The 21,365-nt window shown below is 64.6% G+C and carries 27 protein-coding genes; 5 read left to right on the forward strand and 22 right to left on the reverse strand.

Annotation, left to right across the window (positions count from 1 at the left end; genetic code table 11):
- Positions 1 to 55 precede the first annotated feature (55 nt).
- From NMQ16_RS11890 to NMQ16_RS11910, 5 genes are all read left to right on the forward strand, one after another.
- Positions 56 to 1,462: an ATP-binding protein gene (locus tag NMQ16_RS11890; protein WP_257080879.1), complete on the forward strand. Its 1,407-nt coding sequence runs from the start codon at positions 56 to 58 to the stop codon at positions 1,460 to 1,462.
- A gap of 37 nt (positions 1,463 to 1,499) precedes the next feature.
- Complete coding sequence (locus NMQ16_RS11895; RefSeq protein WP_257080881.1) at positions 1,500 to 1,943, forward strand: hypothetical protein; 444 nt, start codon at positions 1,500 to 1,502, stop codon at positions 1,941 to 1,943.
- Positions 1,940 to 3,319 (forward strand): sigma 54-interacting transcriptional regulator, encoded by a 1,380-nt coding sequence (locus NMQ16_RS11900; protein WP_257080885.1) that lies wholly within the window; start codon positions 1,940 to 1,942, stop codon positions 3,317 to 3,319. The genes NMQ16_RS11895 and NMQ16_RS11900 overlap by 4 nt, the downstream gene beginning before the upstream one ends.
- Before the next feature lie 150 nt (positions 3,320 to 3,469).
- Positions 3,470 to 3,832 carry a BON domain-containing protein gene (locus NMQ16_RS11905; RefSeq protein WP_257080887.1) on the forward strand — a complete coding sequence of 121 codons (363 nt, stop codon included), beginning with the start codon at positions 3,470 to 3,472 and terminating at the stop codon, positions 3,830 to 3,832.
- A gap of 988 nt (positions 3,833 to 4,820) precedes the next feature.
- Complete coding sequence (locus NMQ16_RS11910; protein WP_257080888.1) at positions 4,821 to 5,378, forward strand: NYN domain-containing protein; 558 nt, start codon at positions 4,821 to 4,823, stop codon at positions 5,376 to 5,378.
- Between the two features lie 77 nt (positions 5,379 to 5,455).
- On the opposite strand, the gene NMQ16_RS11915 is transcribed toward NMQ16_RS11910, so the two are convergent.
- The 22 genes from NMQ16_RS11915 to NMQ16_RS12020 form a co-directional block, all read right to left on the reverse strand.
- Positions 5,456 to 5,986 (reverse strand): DUF2514 domain-containing protein, encoded by a 531-nt coding sequence (locus NMQ16_RS11915; RefSeq protein ID WP_257080889.1) that lies wholly within the window; start codon positions 5,984 to 5,986, stop codon positions 5,456 to 5,458.
- Entirely contained in the window at positions 5,986 to 6,453 is a 468-nt protein-coding gene (locus NMQ16_RS11920) for a DUF5675 family protein (protein WP_257080891.1), read from the reverse strand. Before NMQ16_RS11920 ends, NMQ16_RS11915 begins: the two co-directional genes overlap by 1 nt.
- Entirely contained in the window at positions 6,450 to 6,791 is a 342-nt protein-coding gene (locus NMQ16_RS11925; protein WP_257080892.1) for a phage holin family protein, read from the reverse strand. The genes NMQ16_RS11920 and NMQ16_RS11925 overlap by 4 nt, the downstream gene beginning before the upstream one ends.
- Before the next feature lie 11 nt (positions 6,792 to 6,802).
- A complete protein-coding gene (locus tag NMQ16_RS11930) occupies positions 6,803 to 8,290 on the reverse strand; it encodes a hypothetical protein (RefSeq protein ID WP_257080893.1) in 1,488 nt (495 codons plus the stop codon).
- Entirely contained in the window at positions 8,287 to 8,607 is a 321-nt protein-coding gene (locus tag NMQ16_RS11935) for a hypothetical protein (protein WP_257080895.1), read from the reverse strand. Before NMQ16_RS11935 ends, NMQ16_RS11930 begins: the two co-directional genes overlap by 4 nt.
- 2 nt (positions 8,608 to 8,609) lie before the next feature.
- Complete coding sequence (locus NMQ16_RS11940) at positions 8,610 to 9,014, reverse strand: hypothetical protein (protein ID WP_257080896.1); 405 nt, start codon at positions 9,012 to 9,014, stop codon at positions 8,610 to 8,612.
- Positions 9,011 to 10,858, reverse strand: coding sequence for a hypothetical protein (locus tag NMQ16_RS11945; protein WP_257080897.1), 1,848 nt, complete (start codon positions 10,856 to 10,858; stop codon positions 9,011 to 9,013). Before NMQ16_RS11945 ends, NMQ16_RS11940 begins: the two co-directional genes overlap by 4 nt.
- An 83-nt stretch (positions 10,859 to 10,941) precedes the next feature.
- A complete protein-coding gene (locus tag NMQ16_RS11950; protein WP_257080898.1) occupies positions 10,942 to 11,868 on the reverse strand; it encodes a hypothetical protein in 927 nt (308 codons plus the stop codon).
- Position 11,869: 1 nt separating this feature from the next.
- Positions 11,870 to 12,352 carry a hypothetical protein gene (locus tag NMQ16_RS11955; protein ID WP_257080899.1) on the reverse strand — a complete coding sequence of 161 codons (483 nt, stop codon included), beginning with the start codon at positions 12,350 to 12,352 and terminating at the stop codon, positions 11,870 to 11,872.
- Positions 12,353 to 12,396: 44 nt separating this feature from the next.
- Complete coding sequence (locus NMQ16_RS11960; protein ID WP_257080900.1) at positions 12,397 to 14,775, reverse strand: tape measure protein; 2,379 nt, start codon at positions 14,773 to 14,775, stop codon at positions 12,397 to 12,399.
- Positions 14,765 to 14,932, reverse strand: a complete 168-nt coding sequence (locus NMQ16_RS11965; RefSeq protein ID WP_257080902.1) for a hypothetical protein — start codon at positions 14,930 to 14,932, stop codon at positions 14,765 to 14,767. Before NMQ16_RS11965 ends, NMQ16_RS11960 begins: the two co-directional genes overlap by 11 nt.
- Before the next feature lie 41 nt (positions 14,933 to 14,973).
- Positions 14,974 to 15,381, reverse strand: a complete 408-nt coding sequence (locus tag NMQ16_RS11970) for a DUF6631 family protein (RefSeq protein ID WP_257080904.1) — start codon at positions 15,379 to 15,381, stop codon at positions 14,974 to 14,976.
- 89 nt (positions 15,382 to 15,470) lie between these two features.
- On the reverse strand, positions 15,471 to 16,382 hold the full coding sequence (locus NMQ16_RS11975; protein ID WP_257080905.1) for a hypothetical protein: 912 nt from the start codon (positions 16,380 to 16,382) through the stop codon (positions 15,471 to 15,473).
- 12 nt (positions 16,383 to 16,394) lie between these two features.
- A complete protein-coding gene (locus tag NMQ16_RS11980; protein WP_257080906.1) occupies positions 16,395 to 16,832 on the reverse strand; it encodes a hypothetical protein in 438 nt (145 codons plus the stop codon).
- Positions 16,832 to 17,425: a phage virion morphogenesis protein gene (locus NMQ16_RS11985; protein ID WP_257080907.1), complete on the reverse strand. Its 594-nt coding sequence runs from the start codon at positions 17,423 to 17,425 to the stop codon at positions 16,832 to 16,834. The genes NMQ16_RS11980 and NMQ16_RS11985 overlap by 1 nt, the downstream gene beginning before the upstream one ends.
- A 9-nt stretch (positions 17,426 to 17,434) precedes the next feature.
- Positions 17,435 to 17,860, reverse strand: a complete 426-nt coding sequence (locus NMQ16_RS11990) for a gp436 family protein (protein WP_257080908.1) — start codon at positions 17,858 to 17,860, stop codon at positions 17,435 to 17,437.
- An 8-nt stretch (positions 17,861 to 17,868) separates the two neighbouring features.
- The gene (locus tag NMQ16_RS11995) at positions 17,869 to 18,201 is read right to left on the reverse strand and encodes a hypothetical protein (protein ID WP_257080909.1); all 333 of its coding nucleotides are present in this window, start codon (positions 18,199 to 18,201) and stop codon (positions 17,869 to 17,871) included.
- Positions 18,198 to 19,775, reverse strand: coding sequence for a hypothetical protein (locus NMQ16_RS12000; RefSeq protein WP_257080910.1), 1,578 nt, complete (start codon positions 19,773 to 19,775; stop codon positions 18,198 to 18,200). Before NMQ16_RS12000 ends, NMQ16_RS11995 begins: the two co-directional genes overlap by 4 nt.
- Positions 19,776 to 20,180 (reverse strand): hypothetical protein, encoded by a 405-nt coding sequence (locus tag NMQ16_RS12005; RefSeq protein ID WP_257080912.1) that lies wholly within the window; start codon positions 20,178 to 20,180, stop codon positions 19,776 to 19,778.
- On the reverse strand, positions 20,177 to 20,632 hold the full coding sequence (locus NMQ16_RS12010) for a hypothetical protein (RefSeq protein ID WP_257080913.1): 456 nt from the start codon (positions 20,630 to 20,632) through the stop codon (positions 20,177 to 20,179). Before NMQ16_RS12010 ends, NMQ16_RS12005 begins: the two co-directional genes overlap by 4 nt.
- Positions 20,629 to 20,859: a hypothetical protein gene (locus tag NMQ16_RS12015; RefSeq protein ID WP_257080914.1), complete on the reverse strand. Its 231-nt coding sequence runs from the start codon at positions 20,857 to 20,859 to the stop codon at positions 20,629 to 20,631. The genes NMQ16_RS12010 and NMQ16_RS12015 overlap by 4 nt, the downstream gene beginning before the upstream one ends.
- Complete coding sequence (locus NMQ16_RS12020) at positions 20,856 to 21,362, reverse strand: hypothetical protein (RefSeq protein WP_257080916.1); 507 nt, start codon at positions 21,360 to 21,362, stop codon at positions 20,856 to 20,858. Before NMQ16_RS12020 ends, NMQ16_RS12015 begins: the two co-directional genes overlap by 4 nt.
- Positions 21,363 to 21,365: the final 3 nt, after the last annotated feature.

Raw genomic sequence — 21,365 nt, forward strand, 5'->3', positions numbered from 1 at the left:
GGCTTTTCGTCCTCCCTAGACTCGCGCCTTCATCTTGGCCGTACTTCGTCCGCGCATGCCGCACCTTTCCTTCCGCAGCACCCTTCTCATCGCTGTGCTGCTGATCGCCGGCGCGCTCGGCGCAGCGGCCGGCAGTGGCTGGGTGATGATGCAGGACTTCGCGCTCGCCAGTCGGCAGGCAGGCTCCAGTGCCCTCAAGCTGTCGGCTGCGATGCAACAGATCGACGAACGCAGCGCCGACATGGAGCGCAGTGCGCGTCAGTACGCAGTGCTGCAGGCACCCGCGCTGCGCGAACGCTTTGACGAAGCTTCCGAGCAGGCGAAGACTGCGCTTGTCGACATCGAAGCTGAATTGCCTGCCTCAGCCGTCGCGACGCAATGGCGCGAACATGCCAGTCGGCTTGCTGCCGGATTCGATCAGACGGCGCCCCCGGCGGATGCGGTCGACGCAGATTCGGCTCTGGCCAGCGTCAACGACAGGCTGGCGGCCGCAGTCCGCAGCCACATCGACCTGCGCAACACCACGCTGCTCGATACGCTGGAACGCAGTCGCGACCGGCTCGCCCTGCAGATGCTGGCCGCCGTCGCGCTCGCGATGTTGCTGGCGCTGGCCATCGGCTGGTGGATATTGCGACCACTGAAGCACGTCGAACGCGCGATCACGCGACTGGGCGAAGGTAGCTTTGCCGCACCTGTGGTGGTCGGCGGACCCGCTGACCTGCGCCAGCTCGGTGACCGGCTGGAATGGCTGCGTCAGCGCATGGCCGAACTCGAGGCGCACCGCAACCGGGTGCTGCGCCATGTTTCGCACGAACTGAAGACGCCGCTCGCGTCGTTGCGTGAGGGCATCGCGTTGATGCAGGACGGTGTGCTCGGCGGCCTCAATGCGGAACAGCTCGAGGTGAGCCGCATTCTCGACACCAATGCGCGCGCGCTGCAGGAACGCATCGAGCAGCTGATCGGCTACAACGCGACGCAATTCGACGCGCAGCACCTCGATCTGCGGCCGACCGCGTTGCGCGCGCTCGTGCGCGACGTCACCGCCGACCTCAAGCTGCAGGCCAAGGTGAAGGACGTCCAGATCAACGTGTCGGGCTACGCGCCGCCAGTGCGCGGCGACGCCGCCAAGCTGCGCATCGCGCTGATCAACCTGGTCAGCAATGGCATTGCATTCAGCCCGCACGGTGGAACGGTCCGGCTTGAGTTGAGCGCCGATGAACAGACCGCCCGCATCGACTGCATCGACGAAGGGCCGGGCGTTGCGCCGGACGAAGTCGATCGCATCTTCGAACCGTTTTTCCGTGGCAGCCGACGCGCACCGCGACCGGACAAAGGCAACGGCCTCGGCCTGGCCATCGTGCGCGAATTCATCGCCGCCCACGGCGGCACGGCCATCGTGATGCCGGCCGAACGCGGCGCCCATTTCAGGATAGAACTGCCTCATGCCCCTCAAGCCGTCTGATTTCGCCCACAGCGCTCCGCGTTCCCCATACAGGCTTGTGTGTTTGCTCACCCTCGTCGCGTTTTTGTTCGGCTGTGCTGCAACACCGGAAGTACCTGCCGATGACGAGGAGATCGGGCTGAGACCTGTGTGCTGCCAGCAGCCGCTCGAGTCATCACCGCTGAGTCAGGTTTTGCCGGCTGCGCACCCGCGCACCGGCAACGCGGCACGCGCGAAGGCGTTGCTCGAAACCCTTCTGGCGGCAACGGATGACGCGTCGCGTGCGCAACATCCCTATGCGCGCACCTTGCTTGATCAGATCAACGAGCGACAGCGGCTCGATGCGGCTAATCAGCGACTTCTCCTGCAGGCCGAACGACATGCGCGGCAATTGAAGGACAGCCAGCTGCGCACAGACGAGCTGCAGCGCAAGATCGATGCGCTGGCCGACATCGAACGCACGCCGCCGTCCCGCACCCCGAAGCGGGCGCTGGCACGATGAGCGGCGCGCACCGGCTGCTACTTGTTGACGACGATACGGGTCTGTTGCGTCTGCTGTCGATGCGGCTAAAGGCCAGCGGCTATGCGGTCAGCACCGCCGAAACAGCCGAGGCAGCTTTGTTGCGGCTCGCGGTTGAACGCTTCAGTCTCGTTGTGTGCGATGTGCGTCTGCCGGATCGCGATGGTCTGTCGCTGTTCGGCGACATCCGGCATCAACATCCGGCGCTGCCGGTCATCCTGCTGACTGCACACGGCACGATTCCGGACGCAGTCGAAGCGACTTCGCAGGGCGTCGCCGGCTATCTGACCAAACCTTTCGACAGTGCGGTGCTGCTGGCGCAGATATCGCGCGCACTCGAGCACGCGACACCACCCGGCGCGAGCGCCGCCATCGACGACGCCTGGCGCGCTGACCTGATCAGCCACAGTGCGCGCATGAACACGCTGCTCGATGAAGCCCGGCTGATCGCGGCGTCCGACGCCAGCGTGCTGATCCGCGGCCAGAGCGGCACCGGCAAGGAGTTGCTGGCGCGTGCCATCCATCGCGCCAGCCCGCGCGCGGCAGAACCTTTCGTTGCGATCAACTGCGGTGCGATTCCCGAAGCGCTGCTCGAATCCGAACTGTTCGGCCATGAGCGGGGCGCCTTCACCGGCGCGACCGGGCGCCATACCGGCCTGTTCCGTGCGGCGCACGGCGGTACGCTGTTTCTCGACGAAATCGGGGACATGCCGCTGGCGCTGCAGGTGAAGCTGCTGCGTGTGCTGCAGGAACGCGCAGTGCGCCCGGTGGGTGCGACGCAGGCTGAGCCGATCGACGTGCGCATCGTGTCGGCAACCCATTGCGACCTCGACGCCGCGCTCGATCAGGGCCAGTTCCGCGAAGACCTCTATTACCGCATCAATGTCGTCAGCCTGATGCTGCCGTCGCTCGACGAGCGGCGGGAAGACATCCCGCTGCTCGCCGATCACTTCCTGCGCACGCTGGCGAAGAAGTACGGCAAACCTCTATACGGCTTCGCACCCGATGCGCTCGAAGCGCTGGCAACGGCCAGTTGGGCCGGCAATGTGCGCCAGCTGCAGAACGTGGTCGAACAGGCGTGCGCACTGGCCACCACGTCACTTGTACCGCGTGCGCTGGTCGACCGAGCGTTGCGCGTGAAGCCTATGGAAGCGCTTGGCTATGCCGAAGCCAAACAGCGCTTCGAACGCAACTATCTGGTGCAGTTGCTCAAGCTCACGGCCGGCAACGTGAGCGATGCGGCGCGCATTGCCGGGCGCAACCGCACCGAGTTCTACCGGCTGCTGCAGCGCTGCGGACTTGATCCGGTTCTGTTCCGCAACGATGCCGCGGACGCGGCACTCGGCCGCCACGGCTGACCGCTGCGGTGTCGCCTCAGAGCGACGCCGCAGTCGCAACCCGCAGTGGCAATTTACTGATCAAAAAAGGAAAAGCGTGTTGGCGCGACATCTGCTTGAGGGTCAGGCAGGCGTTCCAGCTACACGACCCGACTACAAGGAGGAGACCTCATGATCACCCGACAGCGCATCGTCACCGTACTGACCACCACGGCCATCGCCTATTCGATCTGCTCGCCGACCCAGGCTGCCGGTCTGGTGGGTGCCGCGCGCCTGCAGGCGCGCGAGCCGACCACCGAAGATGTCGATCACTCCTTGCAGAAGGCGATCCAGGTGGCTTTTCGTGCCGATCACGCGCTCGACGGCATTGATGTTGCAGTGTCTTCGCACGCCGGTGATGTGACCCTGTCCGGTACCGTGCGTAATGCCGCGCAACTCGCCCGCGTACTGCAGACGGCCCTGTCAGTCGCCGGCGTGAGGCGGATCGACAATGCGCTGGCCGTGGCAGAAGAACGCCCTGGCGACTCGGCGTGAGAGCGACTTCTTTCCCTTCGCCGGAAACGAAAAAGCCCCAGCCGCGCAAGGCTGGGGCTTTTGTGTCTGGTGGGCCCCCCGAGAGTCGAACTCGGCACCAACGGATTATGAGTCCGGGCCGCTTTGCTCAGCCGATCAATCGGTTACGTTCGATCCTTACGCACTATCACGACAAATTGAGTCACGGTTCTCTGCGGGTTTGCCGGCGTCCACTGAACGAATAGTGAGCGCTCTTTCGGCGCTGCTCTCTCCCCCGTCTTTCAGTCGCGCGAAGTCGCCAGTCGGCGCGGTCTTCGCGCGCCTCGGTCGACCGAACCCCACTCAGGCGCAGCGGATTAGCGCCGGCGAAAGATCCAGGAGCGGGCGGACTGGATTGACGGGCTGTCGAATGCGGCTCAGAGATAAAGAAATACGACGTATCCCAAAGACGTAGTTTCCGCGCGCCCGCGTCATTCTATGGACGGTTTGCCGTGCAATAGCGCAGCGCGCCGTCGCTATCGACCGCACAGCTAGACAGCATGCGGCCGACATCCACGCAAGTTGCCTGTCAAGGCTATTGCGGCGTGAAAGGACATGATTCAATACTTGCCAGCACGTTCGAAAACGCATTGATGTTGAATGGCTTTCAAAAAAGCCATCCACAAGTAATCCACAGCTTGTTGTCTTGTGCGGAAAAAAAGCGCGTTTAGAATGTGTTTCATGCCTACCGCCACTAAATATGGTGTTCGCCGCGCAGGTTTGCCCTGCCGGTAGTGGTCGGATGGATGGGTGGCAGCCGAGACGTAAGTCCCGGCCGCCTGAGCCGTTTGCACAGCTCGCCTTGGAAAGTGGATTGTGCGCCGGGTCTGCCTATGTCGACAACCCCTTCAATGGGAGATGGCTATGCCTCCGCCACCACGATGCGGGTGACTGAGTAGTCACCCCCCGGGCAGCTTGCTGCCCGGGTCATTTGCCTGTGAAAGGACGATATATCAACCCACTACCCACTATGGTTTTTGTCGACGGCACGAACTTGCTCGTGGAGTTGATCAATCGTTACAGCCTTGAAGAGCGAGCCGAGACGCCCTCCGATGAAGTCATCAATTTGGCCTCTAAGTTGATCAGCCAAGCGTTGAGCGGATCTCTGGGAACGATTGGCGCATGTCGAGTCGTGAGGAAGTATTGGTTTGGATCCCGCCAGGGGAGTGATGAAGACATTCAGACGCTTCGGATTCTCTTGAAGCGGTATGGCTACGACTCAAGTATTTATCCGAAGAGGAAGGGTCGGAACGAGAAAGGCGTTGATCTGGCGGTCGCACGCGAGATGTTGATGCAGGCCTTCCATCGGAATTATGAGGTGGCCGTTCTGGTAGGCGGTGATGCGGACTATGTAGGGCTTGTTGAAGACGTGAAACGGCTCGGCCGAACATGTGTTGGTGTATTCCCAAACGGGAATTCGATGTCGGACAAGCTGCTCATCAGTTTGGATCGTTACTTCGAGATTGCTGGACCTGCGGAGGTTTTGACGTACCAGCTCGCCAAGGCTCGCGCGCAGTCAGCAGACTGATCAACGTCCGACACAACCCCATAAGCATTACTGCGATCCGTCGCCAAGTGTTGCGATCGGAGCGCAGTCGCGCGCACTCAGTGCAGGCGGGCGGCCGATTCATTCAGGACGTCGTACGCTCGTTCGCAGGCCCGTCCCGCTATTCCTCTGCGGTCAGTTTCTTCAGCCAGTTCTCGACCCGCGATCTCCATTTCGCCGAGCACGTCGGCGAGCAGATCGGGATCGCTTCGGGTTGCCTCGCCTGCAACGGCAGATCCGGGATCGTCGGGGCTTCGACGACAACCGGCGGTGATTGCGGCGACACGCTGGCGCAGCCGCCCAGCAACATCAGATGCAGCAGCAGCGTCAGCACGAACGGCTTCGAGTTGGGTTTGCGTGGCATTGGTGATCTCCCATAGGGCGGTAAAGCGGCGAGCGTCTTCTGCGCGTGCATCGGTCTCGGCTTCGCGACCGGTGCGTTCGAGGGTGGCCATCTGCTGCGCGTGGTCGCGCTGCGTGCGGGCGTGTGCGGTTTGTTCGCTGGCCAGCCGGTAGGTCTGCAGGCCGGCGAGCGCGAGCGCGCCGAGCAGCAGCCACGGGACGCTCCGAGTCAGGATTTTCGAGAGCATCAGCGCGCTCCCTTCGTCGTCTCGATCAGCAGCTGGTGCTCGCCGAGGCGCAACACTCCGCGCAGATCCCCCAGGGCGATCTGACTTGAGATCACGACCGACTCGCCACTCTGGGTGCCGTGCTTACGGCCGACGGCAATGCAGCCGATCACGTCGCTGACGCGGTTGCCGGCGTGGATAAGCACTGCCGATCGGCCCCAGCCTTGCGCGCGCGGTACGTCATGCGGCTGGTACCACACGCCCAGCGCCGGGTTGATCAGCGCCCAGACGCTGGGAAACCGCTCGCTGCTGTGCTGGATCAGCCGGTACTCGCCGTCCGGTACGCACGAGATGCGCGGCTTTCCACCCGGGCCCGCCGGGTTGGGCACCCATGGCCGCTCAATCGTGGCCAGCTCAAGATCGCCAGCGACGAGGCGGCCGAGCGTGCATGTGTGGTGGTACGCGAAGCGGGTGAGGACGATGTTCATTGTTTGTCACCCACACCGAAGATGCGATCGCGAAAGCGCTCGTACTGTCCGAGCGCGCGCGTTCCCATATGCGCACTGATCGCCACCAGCAGGGAGCGCGTCATGCCGTCCATGCCTGCTGTCTCGCACATCATGTGTGTGATGAGGCCGACGAATGTGCAGACAATCAGATCCAGCAAGGCATTGCGCGGGCTCCACGGCTCCCCTGCACGAATCTTCTGCGCGACTTGCGCGGCGGTCGCGAGCGAAGAGAGAAACAACGTCGAGAGCCACGGCAAGACGGGGCGCAGCACGTCGAGTAGCGAAGCGAGAAATGCGGAGGTGTCTCTGTCGTGCATTGGCGTTCCTTTCAGACGTAGCAGACGGGTGTGCTGTAGGTGGTGCTGATGGCACCGGTCAGCGGGTTGATCGCGCGCCACCAGGTAGTCGGCCCGCCGACAAGGCGGCCTGCGCCGTCAGACGTCCAGCCACCGGAGGCGGCGGCCTGTGCTGCGGCGCTGGAGTCAGGTGAGTAGGCCGACGTCCACGTGACGACGCCGGCGCGGCTGATGCTGAACAGGCCGATGAGCTTCTTCGAATACAGCCAGAGCCCGGTCTGGGTGCGATCACGGGAAATGACCAGCAGAGCAGCCTCGGTCGGATCGGCGTAGCTGGTGATGGGGTAGAGGCCGTCGACGTTCCAGGTCAGGTTTGTGCCGCCCTGGTAATAGACCTCCGGGATTCCGCTTTCGAGTTCGACGCTGTCGGCCGGGAACGGGTCATGCGCGATCGACACGGAGGCGACTTCGGTCCCGTCGCGGCTCAGCGTGTAGGTGATGTCACGCGTGGTCTCTTCGTCCCTTCGCGCGAAGAATGTCGTCCCAAAGCCCGGCACGCTGATGTTGAATTCCCCGAAGTCGCGCACCAGCTCGAAGTCAAACGTGTAGCCGATGGTGAATTCCTTCGGCACATCGGATTCACCGAAGTACATCGAGACGATGCGGTCGCTGACTGCATCGTTGCCGCTGAGCGTGACCGTGCCCGTGCGGAATCCCTCGACCGTCGGCAGGTCTTCCCAATCGCCGGCCGGCACACGCGATCTGGTGCCGGAGACGGTCCCGAGCGTTGCGCGGTGGTTGCGCAACGTCGTCAGTGCGATCGACGGTGTTGGCGAGCCGTCGCTTACCTCGATGATCAGAAAACCCAGTGCTGACTCGACCGGTGCGGGCACTACGAATTCGGATCCGTAGCGGGGCCTGTAGCTGGTGCGCCGTGGATCTGCGAAAAGCCCGACGATTACTTTCGATCCGCTGGAATTGATGTCGCAGATCCGAAGCAGCGTGTCGGTCAGTTCGGTGTTGTTCGTCGTCGCCAGCGAAAGCGCAATTGCGCCGTCATCGACGGTGTGCGACAGGTCGGTATCGACGGCCGTGAAAGCAGGTTCGCCGATCCGGCCGAACTTGCGGGCGCGCACCCGAATCGATGTCTGGTAAGTCGCCAGACGAGGCAGCGAAAACTGCCAGCACACTCCGGCGCTGTCACGCCAGATCCAAGCGGGCGCATCGCCGGTCAGCCGCTTGCCATAGACCTGCGTCGCGGCGCCGGATATCACGAGCTGCTGAAGCCACTGATGGCCAGCCGCATCGTCCTGGAGAAGTTCGTCTTCGGTGCGCTCAACGGCGGGCACGCCTGCAAGCGTCACCGCCCAGGCGTCTGCGCTGTTCGGCTGCAGGTATGCGCGGGTCGTGCTGTTCGGCAGCGTCAGCTGCGATAGCGACACGGGGCCGTGAAAAGGATGTCCGAAGGAACCGAACTTCGCGAGTGGACCGAACGGCGTGGTGAAAGAGTCGATCGTCACGGCGTCGGGTCCGCGAAGTCAATCCAGTTGCCTCCCTGCAGCGAAACACGTCGGATCGGCTTCACGATCCAGGTGAACGCGCCGTCGGTGCTGGTCACCGTTTCGTCTGGCCAATACGTACGCGACGCGAACGACGTCTCCACGAGCACGTCACCGCTGCCGCCGCTTGCAGCGGGCGTGCGCCCACGGCCGATGGCGGGAGGCTTTGCGCCCTGCACTGGTTTGGGTTCGAACGGAGGGCGAGAGCCCTGCGTCATGCCGCCGCCTGCCAGCTCGCGAGCACCGATTCTCATCAGGGCCTTGCTGATGTCACCCATGATCAGACATCCGTCTCTGCCGTATTCGGCACGTCGAGGCCGAGATCGGTGTATGTGGTTCCGACCGTCCCTGCGCTGGCGTCGATCCGAATATGCACAGGCTTCGCGTTGCCTGCGCCTGACAGGACCGTGTGGCCGATCGCCAGAGCAGTGCCACCCGTAGCGCCAGCGAGGCCGCCGTTCGTGGCCGCGAGCTTGATTGCTGCGGCTGCCAGGCCACTGCCGCCAGCGCTGTCTGTCACGACGATTTGCAGATTCGTCACTCCCGGGTTCGTCGCGTCCTGCAATTGCTTGCCTGCGGCTGGCGAGCCGAAATAGATCAGCCGGTCACCTTGCGTGCTCAGGTGCCGGGTCGACGCGCCGAGCGGTATCGAAAGGCCGGCATCGGCGAAGAATCCGAAAGTCATAGCGCTGTGATCTCCAGTAGATCTTGAGGGATGGCGACCGCGTAGCTGGCCGCCTGCGTCAGCGTGATGGGGTCACGCACAGCCGCCTCGATCTCCGGCGCCTGGACACTCAGGGCGTAGGGGTAGGCGGGCGCACCGGCGTCGAATTCAGATCCGGCTCGCGCGTTGGTGCTGAATCCGATCATCAGCGCCTCGTCGAACTCGGGCGCGCCGGACACCTGACCGACATACATGTCGCAGATGCACCCGTAGGCGGCAGATCCGGGCGCGGGCGTCGGATCAGTGGGCGCGGCAGGCGCGTCCGGTTCGTCGTCGTCCTGTAGCCCGACCGCCGAGAATCCTGAAATGGCGACGGCGAACTCCGTGTCGTGCTCGCCGGCGTCGATGTCCATCCGGTGCGTCAAGCCGATCACCTTCCCGAGCGCGCTCAGGCGCGGCGTATCGATCTCGATCCGCTGATTCAGGTCGATGCCAGCGTGCAGTGGCGTCATCGCAGAGACGTGCGTGTCTCGATGCGACGACAGGATCTCGTTGCGCGCTTGAGCGACCAGTGTCGCCGCCGCGTTCTGTGCAGCAGCTCGATCGGTTCGGCCATCGCCACCGTAATCGAGGCTCACGTCACCTGTGGTCGGCAGCGTCAAGGCGGGCTCGGCATCGGATTCGAAAAGCCACGCGCCGTCGTCGAACTCGGCATCGAGTACTGCACCGTCGAACGTAGCGCGCGAGAGTCCCAGCGCATCGATCGACGCCTGGGCAGCGACGTTCAGTCGGTATTCCTCGGTCACCCATTGAACCCAGCGATTCGAGAACCGCGCCGCGAACCCGAGCGCCAGCTGCGGCGCGTCAGTGGCGCTGATCACCGTGTAGACGGTCCCGCCGCTGCCGCTCGACTCGTAGCTGCCGGGATCGACAGGGACGATGTTGATGTCGCCGCGCAGTTGCCAGCCGCTCATGCCGGACAGTGCTTGCTCGATCATCGCGCGGTTCGGAATGTCCAACCCCTGCGACGTGTATTGGTTGATCGTTCGTTCGAAATTGACGGACACGACACGGGCGCGCAGCCGCGGAAAGCGGTACTGCAGAACCGTCTCGACCTCGTTACGGATGTTGGCCCGGCCCGCGAGCTCGACGCGCAGCGATCCATCGATGATCGAGCTCTCGGTCAGCGTCAGGATGGCGGCGCTGTCGATGGCCCACGGTGTGACGCGTGCCGACTGGTACGGATCGAGATCCAGCGACGCGGGGACGCTGGCCAGCCGCGCATCCGCGTACTGCAGCGTGTCGACAGGCTCGCCGCTGACCGCCTCGCTGTAGAAGCCGCCCACATTGGTATCGATCCACTCGCGGGGCAGACTGCGGACAACCTGCTGCAGCTGATCGGTGCATTCGAACGCGACGAGCTGCTCAGCCACGTCGAGATCCGGGACGTCGACAACGCCGGTGAAGAGGCGGCGCGCGTCGACAGCATTGCCGATCGAGTCCTGTTGCGCGATGTCGATGGTGACCGCCGCGCCGGTCCAGTCAGGCAGCGTCAGCGGACCCGGTGCGGGCCGCATGATGAAGCTCGCCGTGCGTGCCTCTCCCTCGTCCGCATCGATGCGGATCTCGCCAGTTATGCGCTGGCTGACGTCGACACCGGCGAGCGTGACGACGGGCTGCCACTTCTGCGGGCTGGTGATGGTCGCGGACTGCACGGTGATGTCGATCGATAGGCCAATGTCCAGCGCCTCGATCGCAACGATTCGAAACCCGAGCGAGATATCGGCGGCCTCGAGGACGACGACGTCGAAGCCGAGTGCGATATCCGCTGCTTCCACGACGACGATCTCGAAGCCCAGCGACACGGACGCACCCGAGGGCGGTGCGGGCTCAGGTGATCCTGGAGCCGCGCCGTAGGGTGTGGTCCCGTAGGGTGCTGCGCCGTACATCAGGCGCCTCTTTGCTCAGTCGCGCGCACGGTCGCGGCCCAATACCAGGTTTCCCCGCTCGCCGCGCCCTGGGCGTTGACCTGAATCGTGTTGCTCACGACGGACAGGCTGCAGTCGCAGGTCAGGCCGCCGGAAATGTCGGTCTTCGCCTGTCCGATGATGGTCGGGGCACCGGCGCCGCTGCGCAGCACAAGTGCGCGGATCGTCGCGCCGTAGGCGCCGGCAGAGGGCGCGGTGCGCCGGCCGACTACCTGCACCTCAAGCACATACGCCGAAGATGCCGCGGGCGCGAAGCTGCCGGCGCCGTTCGTCACGGCGACCGATGTGGTGCCGGCGGAGGTGTTGCTGCCGGTGAAGTCGAGGGCGTGGCCGCGCGGGTTGCCGGTCTTGCCGTCGCCGCTGGTCACGGCGCCTGCTACCTGCGCAACGGTTCGTGCGCCGAGCGCGGTCGAGAAACTGGCGGAAGCGTTTGCTTGGCAGCCGAGCGCGGTCGAATACACGCTTCCCGCGGTGGCGGCCGCGCCTGCGGCAAGCGCGCCGTAAACTTCGGTTGTGATTTCAGGGCCGACGGAGTAGTTCGCGACGTCCGTTGCTGCAGTGGCCAGGATGGACGAAACCGCGAACGGCACGCAAAACAGTAGCCCCGTTCCTTCAGCGTCGATGTCGATACGGCTGCCGGCATTGCTGCTGCGGATAACCAGGCGGCGGTCAAATATGTCGCCGATGCCGATATCCGTTGTTACGTCGCCGATGCCCTGTTCCCATTGTCCCAGCGCGTCGGTTATCAGGTAGGGCATTTCAAAAATGTCAGCCACTCCGGCGGCGGCGCGGTAGGTTTGCAGACCGGCCAGCGCCGCGCCGAGTGCCATCACGCGGTCAGTTCCTGCACTGTCTATCGCCTGGCCGACTCGATCGAATATTCGCATGTCACTTTTCCTCGGTGTTCAAGGCCCATCCCGATACGCCGCTGGCACTGTCCGTTGTGTGCTCAGGCGGGTCAGCAATGACGACCAGCTGCGGGAAGTAGATGACGCTGTAGCCCACAGCACCGGCCACGGCGACGAGCGTTGCCGTGTGCGAGGCGATCGAAATCGATGTCTGGACCTCGTTGCCGTTGGCCAGGTGAGCGCGTGCCGTCGGGAGGTACGGCGCATCGGTTCGGCGCGCGACCGGCAGTGCGATGACGTTGCTGTTGCTCAGCACCGAGTGCGGCTCGCCGCACTTCAGGACAAGGCCGGCCGGGTTGTCCCAGTCAAGGGCATCGACGCCCAGCGGGCACCAGCCCTCGCCGGACAGCTGAACAGCCAGCTTTCGGTAGTGGGTCTGCTTTAGGGCGTCGCCGTTCATCATCCGGCGCAGCGAAGAGCCGCCAGGCAGAGGAGCGATGCGCTGCTGGATGTCGCCGGCCACGGTGTATGGCACCGCGATTCCGCCGAGCTCGAATGCGATTCCGTTCATCGGCCGGTCTTTCTCGCTTCGCGACGCAGCTCGCGCGCAAGCGTCGCCGCGGTGCGCCGCTCGACACGCGCCGTGACTGGTGTCATGCCGGGGAAGTTGAAGGTCGCAGACACCGTGCCGGGCGAGTCATTCGCAGCGGCGCGGATGCCAGGCGTAACTGGCCCGCCGTCGGCGAATCGAGGCAGCTGCATCGAGTTGAGCCGGTGCATGAAGTCGTCGCCGTAGTGGCGTGAGGCCTTGGCGTTGACCATCCATTCGCCCGGGCTACCCCACAGCAGCAGGTTGTCGCTTCGATCGCTACCCGGGCCGCTCAGCTTGCCGCCAGATGCGAAGGCAGGAAGTGCGGCGGTCGCTTCGGCAGGCGTACCGGTGGCCGCGACCGTCTGAACCGTGACGGTGACAGTCTTGTCCGGTATGGCAGCGAGCCTTTCGGTCAGAAGCTGGATCTGCTTCTCGGCTTCGGCGATATCCGTCTGCAGGGACACCGGCTTCGCAAGCTCCGCTTTCACTGCGGTAATGCGTTCCTCAGCCAGCTTGATCTGTTGCTGGATCGAGACGGCAATGGCTTCAAGGTCAGCTGCTTCGCGCTCTTTGGCCTGCGCCTGCGCTTCGCTGATCGTCTCCTGCACACGAGACAGGTCTTCCAGGGCACGCGCTGCGTCGTCGTCGTCCTGAATGGCATCGGCTGCCCGCTCGGCTCGCTCGGCCAACTTCGCGGCATCGGCCGCCAGCCGTGCCGCTTTCTTCAGGTCGCCATCCCGTGCCGCTGACTGTGCACGGCCTGCTGTGAGCGTCGCCTGCGACGTCAGGCTGCTCGCGTTCCGTCGGTTCAGGTCTTCGCGTTCGCTGTCGGACAGGCCACGCGCGCGGCGAGATACCGCGCGATCGCGCAGGTCGGTGCCGGCGTTCGCGCCCTCGGATCGGATGCTTGCAGCTTCCTCTCGCGCCTTGCGCGCATCGTCGATCGTCTTCAAGTAGGCGTCGCGCAGCTTGTCGGCGCCGGCCTCCTCCGCCTTGAGCCGCTCTTTCAGCGCCTGCTCGGCGATCTTGTTGCGCTCCTCGGCGAGCTGCTTCTCGCCCTTCAGGATGTCGGCTGAGGCCTCGCCGGCTGCCACCTTGCGGAGGTTCTCCAGCTTGGCGCGCTTCTCGGCCAGATCCTGCTCGATCTCGACACGCGCGTTGCCGTTGTCGCGTGCGTTGCGAAGGCGGTTTCGCTGAGCCGACAAGGGCTCATCGAGGATGGCGCGTACTTGTTCGTCGATCGCACGGTATGTCGCCAACGCGCCGTCGAGATCACCGGTCAGCGCCTGTTGAATGGCGAGCGTGTAGCCGGCAATCCCGGAGCCGACGACCCTGAACAGTCGCGATATCCCGTCGATCGAATCGACGGTGAACTGGATCAGCGGAACGAGCGTGTCGGTCAGGAAAGGCTGCAGGCGCTCCAGTCCGTCTGCCAGCTCGACAATTGCTCCAGCCAAGTCGGCTGACGCGCCGGACGCTTCGTCGGTGCGGCCGACGAACAGCAGCAGGCTGTTCGATGCCACGTTGCCCGCCTGAGCGACCGTGAGATTGATCTCGGCAAAGTCGGCAGCGACGCTGTCCTTGACCTTCTCCATCGCCCGCGCGAACTGCTCGGCCGTGATCTCGCCGGCTTGCGCAAGCTCCTTAAGCTTACCGACAGGCACGCCGAGACCATCAGCCAATGCCACTGCCAGCGGGCGCGCCTGCTCGAGAATGCTGTTCAGCTCTTCGCCGCGAAGCTCGTTCGCGCCGAGACCTTGCGCGAGCTGCTGCAGGGCGGCGCTGGTCGCTTGCGCCGATGAGCCACTGGTCGCCAGGGCCTGCGACACGACGCGAAGAACGCCGACCGTGCGTTCGCTACCGATTCCGACGGCGTTCAGGCTCGGCGCAACGCTGGCGTACAGATCGACGATGTCATTGAGCGGCGCACGTGTCTCGCGCGCCAGTGCAATCAGCTGGGTTTGTACCTGCCGGAAGTCGCCTGTGTCCTTCGTCGCGACTCGCAACCGTCCCGAAAGCTGCGAGTACGAGTCAGCGAGCGTAACCAGTTCGCGGACGCCCAGCGCACCCACCGTCGCACCGAAGATGTTCCTGACGCTCGCGCGAAGGCCGTCGAGCTGCTTCGTCAGGCTGCCGACACCGATGTCGCTGAGGCCGCGCCGGCCTTCTTCCGCGGTCTTCTTCAGATCCGAACGTAGGCCCTGGAGCTCGTTGCGCAGCGTGGCAACGCCCGCATCGCCGAATGAAGCCTGCGCATTGCGGCCGGCCTGCTGAAAGTCGGTTCGAAGACCCTGCAGCGCTGACCGGATCTCCGCCAGGTCGGCGGACACCTTGAACGAGATATCACCGGCCATTTGCGGCGTTCTCCAGGTCCGAGGTGAAGCGGCGCCAAGCGTCCTTGTTGCCGTTCGTCGCAATACGAATCGCGGTTCCGATCCGTAGCGCACGCCGCGCTTCCTCGCGAGCAATCGCGCGCCTGTAGCCTTCGACTTGAGCCAGGGTGTAGTTCATGGCGTCTGCCCGGGTGTGTCCGTTGTTGAGCAGTGACTGGATTACGTCGAACCAGTCCGGCTCCCGGCCAGGTGCGCGACGCGCGCCAGCAGTTCCGGGTTCATCCGGCGCGCGAAAAAATCCCGGTTCACGCCGATGACGGCGGCGATCACTGCGATGAACTCGTCGGGAGGAAGTGCAGCGATGCTCTTCGCGTCCTGACGGGTGGCCACGGCGCACGCTTCGATGATGGCGTCGCCGTGCTCCGCGATATGGAACAGCATCGAGTCGGGATCCGTGCCGTCGGCCACCGCGAGCAGCAGGCCGCCGCACTGTCGGATTGCGCGGGCGAATGCCGGCAGTTGTCCGATGCGCAGCGGCTCGACAGTGATGTCTCCGGCCGATGTCGGAACGGTGCGGATGTCGCTCGGCTCGATCGCCTCCAGCGGCTTCTGCTCGGTGTTGTTCATGTTGGGGTCCGGTGAAAAAAGGGGCCGGCGCCGTGGTCAGCAGCGCCGGCAGAATTCCGCGGGGTCCAATCCGCGGCAGGAGGTTTCCGTCAGCGCTCGATGTCGGCCTTGAAGTACTGCGAGATACCGACGCCGGTCTTCGTGGTGTCCTTCAGGAGCTTTCCGGTCACGTCGAGCGCGGCGTATTCGTCGCTGAGCAGTCCGACGGCCTGGGCGACGCCCGGCTTGTAGCGGAAGGCTTCCAGGCGCGTGCGCTTGCCGCTTCGCGCCTCGTTGAGGCCGTCGAATACGACTTCGTACTCTTCGCCGCTGGTCACCAGTGCCTGCACGACGTCCGTGTCGACGCTGGTGTAGGCAGCGGTCCACGTCTCGCCGGCCACAACACGACCATCGAGCACGATGATTCCGCCCGGACGGATGTCGTAGTCGGTGCCGGCCACCAACGTTGCGCGGCTCACGCAGGTCAGCACGGCAGTACCGTCAGTCACGGTTTCGCCGATCGCCGTCGGGAAGGTCGGAGCGCTTCCGCCGGTGGTGCCGGCCGTGGTGACCTTGTAGAGGAAGCCATTCGGCGTTGCCGGGACGATGTACTCACCCAGCGTGACCGGATCGGTCGTTGCGTGTGTCGTGCTTGCAGGCGGTGCGATGGTCGGCGCAGGCGACGAAGCCGGCAGATGTGAGAAGGGGCTGTACTGGCCGGGCCCGACTGCAATCGATTCGCCGGTGATCGCCTCGCCTTCGTAAGCGCTCGTCGCGCCGTACAGCGCACGCGCCAGATTCTCGGGGCTCAGCTCAGCAGCAATGATCTGAAGCGCGCACGACTCGATCCGGCGCACTTCGTTGAAGGTTCCGCCGCCCGGCTGCGTGCGGTCGGGCTTGGTGATCTCCTGCTCGGTCGTGTTGATGTTCACGCCATCGCAGTTGCCTACTTCGATGAATCCGCCGGTGCTGCCGATCTTGCGCAGGTAGATTCGGCCGGAGCCGATGTAGCTGTAATCCATCGTCGTGTCCTCTCAGGTGTCATGGTCGCCACGCATCGTGGCCGTGTGGGTGAAGATCAGCGGTAACCAGCAGTACCCCGATTCAAACTCAGGGCCGGGTGACTCAGACAGCTGCAGATATTTGCCTTGGCCAAGATGGAAGCCAGCCAAGGCGCAGATGACGCTCGCTGCAAGGCGGCCGGCTTCGACCTTCGCCGCATGGTTGTCGCCGGCGCCGATCGCGGACTCGGCTGAGCACACGATCACCCACTCGTGACGGACCTGAACTACACGTCCGTTCTGTGATCCCTCGCCTGTTGGGGTGAGGCCGTCATAGGCGACGAAGACTGCTGGCGACAGCTGACGCAGTTCAGGCTTCTGGTCTGCCTGGTCGAGTGCGAGAACGTGAACACCGTCGGCAAGCTTGCTGCGCAGTCGCGCGAGGATGGTCTGTTCGTGTTCGGCAAACATCAGCTGGCCTTTCTGAGTAGGAACGCTCGAATGCGGGCAACGATGCTGGTCACCCAGGAGGTGGGCAGCGCGAGGATTCCGGTCTTATCGAGGGGCAGGAACGCGCGGCGTGGAATGACTGACTTCTTGGCGAAGATCAGTGCACCGTTCGGCCCGGGGAAGATCAGGTACTTGCCCTTCTTCGGCAGGATCACGGCGCCGAACTGATGAACAGCTGCGATGCTCGCGCCGCTTTTCGCGCGCAGGTTCGTGCCGACGGTGACGCCATCGGGAGCGGCCTGGTACGTGATGCTTCGCTGTAGCCGGCCGGTGTCGCGCAGCGGCTGTCCAGCGCGGCCGGATCGATTCGCCTGGGCTTGTCTCCGACCGGTGCGACTGATCTTTCCGCCGTCGTCGGATCTGCGCAGCCCACGAAACTTCAGGGGTGCCCACTGCTGGCCGTACGGATCCCGCGAGAACTTGAAGCCAAGGTCAATCAGCGTCTTCAGACCCGCTCCGACGCTGTCGTAGAGCTCGGCTGACTGTCCCGCGGAAATGAGGCGCTGCAGCTTCTTCTGGGCGCCGTCGCCATCGACATCGACCGTGACGCTCATGACTGAGCCTCAGTAGCCGCAAAGCTTGTCGGCGGTGAAGATCCGTTCCGGTGCGAAGGCGGCCGTCTTGATCGACTGCACCGGTTGAGCGTCTCCGGTGATTGCGTCAGGTGGCAACGTCAGCAGACCCTGCGCGAACATCTTCAGCTGGTCCAGCGCGTCGTCGTACCGGTCCCTCACCTCTTGCGGGGCGTTTCGATGCCAGAGCTTGAATCTGGCCACGTCGCACGCGATGGTGACCAGCACGGCCGGGACGCTGGCCAGCGGCAGCGAGTAACGGGCCGAGAGGTGTGCGTTGATCAGCGCATCGGCGTCAGCGATTGCCCGCTCGGTCACCTCGGTGTCGGGCTGGCCAGTGCGAAGCGGGTCGCTCAGCTGGTCGATCTCGACGTCGCCGAATCGCTTCCTCAGCTCGTTCTCGTCTGTGTAGGCCATGGCGTCGGTTACCTGTTCGCGCAGCGGATGGTGATGGAGCGCTCGTCCGTGCGGCCCTGCGCAGTCGTGATGCGGCAGGCCGCACGGTAGGTCGCGCCAGCGGTGCCGCCCGACAGCCACGCCGTCGTGAGCGTGCCCGCAGCGCATATCAGTGACGCGCCATGCGAGGGCGTCGGCGCGATCGTGATGGGCGCCGCATTGACCGCACTGCTATCCAGCGTGATGCCGTCCGGGACTGTCCAATCGGCAGCGGTGACGTTGTCGCCATTGGCCAGCCAGTCGCCCCAGTAGATCGAGTAGTCGACGACGGCTTCGGGGTCTTTCAGGAAGTGGCCGTTCATTGCTGCATACCCGGGGCGGCGACAAAGAAGGTGCGCGATTCGCGCGGCGCGACATAGACGAAAAGGGGCGGGAAGTTGCTCGGGTCGCCGACGCTCCAGCGGAACGTGATCGCACGGCCGGTGGTACCTGCCATGTCCCAGCGCAGATCCACGGTGCGTGCAGCGAGGGCGGTGATATCCCAGCGTGCAGTTATTTCGCGCACGGTCGCGGTCAGCATGGCCCAGCGCAGGCTGGTGTCGCCATTCACGAATTCGAGCAGGTTCCAGCGCGCATCGATCGACTGCTGCACGGCAGCGATCAGTGACCAGCGCAGCGACAGGGAGGCGGCGACGGTGCCGAGGCTTGCGGCAATATCCCAGGCGAGCGCCGCGTCGCGCGAGACCGCTTGGACGAGGTTCCAGGCGAGGTCGGCGTCGGCGCTCACCGCTTGGATCAGCGACCAGCGCAGTCCGACGTCGCTGGCGATCGCCTGCACCATCGACCAGGGCAGCGCCTGCTCGCGTGCGACGGCTTGCAGCAAGTTCCAATGGAATTCGGCGTCGGCGCTGACCGGTGCGAGCATCGACCAGCGGGCGGCGAAGTCGCGCGAAACGGTGCCGGTCGCGCCGGCCATGTCCCACAGCAGGGTGGTGTCCGAGGCTACGGCGGCAAGCATCGACCAGCACAGATCGGCGTCGGCCTGCACCGCTTGCACAAGCGACCAGCGCAGGGTCGCGTCGGCGTTCAGGGCGGCGACCAGCGACCAGCGGGCGATCGCTTCACGCTGCGCGGTCTGCAGCAGCGACCACATCAGCGTGGCGTCGCGCTGCGCGAGGGCGTTGAGAGACCACCGCAGTGCCTGGTCGGCGTGCACGGCCGAGGTCAGGGACCAGCGCAGCACGCCGTCGGCGGAAACGGTCGCCGCACCCGAGGGGACGTCGAAATACAGCCGGTGGTCGGTCGCTTCAAAAATGCGCCACGGGTTCTGTGCGATCGCCCGGATTTCGGCTGCGGACAGCGTGCGCGGGATGTATGCGACGTAATAGATTGCCGCCTGTCCGCGGTATGTTGCGGTGTTGTTGCCGAGTATCCAGCAGTCGCCCGGCGCGACAGTCGCGGCCTGCAGCCCGGCGGCAAAGCTGGTGACGAATTCTCCGTCGACGTAGGCGCTGACCTCGCTCGGCGTTCCGACCATTGCGTACAGGTGGTCGTCGTTCGCCGTGGTGCTGATCGGCAGGCTCTGAAAAGCCCCGAGTCGCCGATAGGTCATGCTTTGGGCGGAAATGAACCAGCCGCCGCCCGTGCTACCTGCGCCACCACAGAACGGGGTCGTGGTGTCGCTTGGGCGTGCGAAGCAGAGCATTGTGAAACTGGTCGACCGGATGAAAAACGGCACGCCGGAGTTAGGCGACGTGACGTTTTTGTTCGTGGTCGATGTCCCAAGCCACGCGCGGCGGCCTTCAATCCGAGTGAGTTCCGGGTTGCCTATTTTCGTCCAGTAGTTCCCGGGGTGCGCGATCGCCCACGCGCCGCGGCCGTGTGCGGGGCCGCGTGGCTGTTTGAAACGTCGCCGGGTTGCGTAGACGACCGGCATTTATACAGTGCTCGCAGACGAAATTTCGCTCAGGAACGCTTCGATGTTCACGCCTTGCCCGGTGTTGCCGGTGAATTCCGTCTGCAGGTGCATCACGCCGGGTGGCACCTCGAAATAGTCTTCGGCGACGGCGCTGTTTGCTGCGCCGGCAGTGAATGACCACAGGGTTTTCCAGTCCGCACCCGCGGCGGCAGCTGCAGGCGTGGAGCCGGCGTTGTGCGCGGCAAGCACGCGCAGTTCGCACGGCAAGGTCGGACCGGTGGCGCCGTTCGCGATTTTGAAAGTCAGCAGGCCGCCGTGCGTCGTGCGCATGTCGAGCACGCCGCGCGTGGTGGCGCCGGCTGCGTTCGTTGTGCCGGCGGCGACAAGGGTTCGCGGGGTCTTGACGAGTGTTGTTGTGCTCATATCGCGAGGCTCCCGTCGTCATTGAGCACAGCGCGGCGCACGTCGTACTCGCTCAGCGGCTGTTGCTCTTCGGCCAGCGCCTTCACGGCCTGCACGGCGGCTGCATCAAGCAGGCCGAGCGCGGCCATTGTGTCGAGCAGCATGCGGACGGTGCTTGAACTGGCGTCGAGGCCGTCGCGCTTTAGCCAGGCCAGTTGCCGGGCGATGCCTGGCTGGTAGGTTTTCAGCGGGTGTTCGGCGGGTAGGTCGGCAACGGCGAACGATTCCAGCGCCTGCAGAAAGGTTTCGCCCTCCATGATTCCGAGCGCATTCACGATGCCGCGCTCGGTCACGAAAGTTTCGCGCAGCGTGACCACGGGCGGCAGCGCATCGGCGATGCCTTGCCAGTCGGGGATCATGGCCGCCAGCGCCGGGTTTGCAGCAAAGGCGGCGCGGATCGCTTCGGTGCTCATTTCGGGTCATCCTTTATCAGTTCGCGCGCCCAGGCTCGGTCGTTTTCGTGGCTGATGCGGCAATGCTCTTTCTCGAACGGCGCGAAAATCCGGTCGATGAACCGCACGGCCGCGGCGTGGTTTTGCCTGTAGGCGCGGCTGCTCAGGCTCTCGTTCTGGTGGCCGCGGAACAGCACGACGTTGACCAGTTGAGAGCCGACAGCAAGCACGCGCGATATCAGGCTCATGCGGCCGTGTCGCCCTGGATGCGGATCGTGGCCTGGTCGTCGGTGTAGGCGGCGGCGCCGGCTCCGACGATGCGCTTGACCCACACTGCGCGGTGCTGGCCGGCCGGCAGGTTGCCCAGCGAGAGCGCGGCGCCCAGGTTTGCAGCTGCAAAAAACGTGACGCCCGCGGGCGCGGTGCTTTCGTCCGCTACGGCGGTTTCGGTTCCGTTGACGGCAGCTGCGCCGACGCCGATCTCGACCGAGGTGTCGCCGCTCGGGGTGTTGCTCTGAATGAAGACCACGGCGTTTTCCAGCGTCAGCGAGCCGTGTCCGTTGTGCGCATAAAAACAGCGGTACTCAGTGTCGCCTGCGGTCGTTTCGGCGCTGCCCACGACGTCGAACAGGTTGTGCAGGCCGGTGCCGATTTCGGTCGAGCTTTTGATGCCGCCGATTGAAGCGTTCGGGTCGGTGTTGCTCGCGCCGCCGGACAGGCGGTACTTGATGTCTGTGCTTATGATCGGCATGGC

This window comes from Methyloversatilis sp. XJ19-49, from assembly GCF_024580145.1.
GTDB lineage: Bacteria > Pseudomonadota > Gammaproteobacteria > Burkholderiales > Rhodocyclaceae > Methyloversatilis.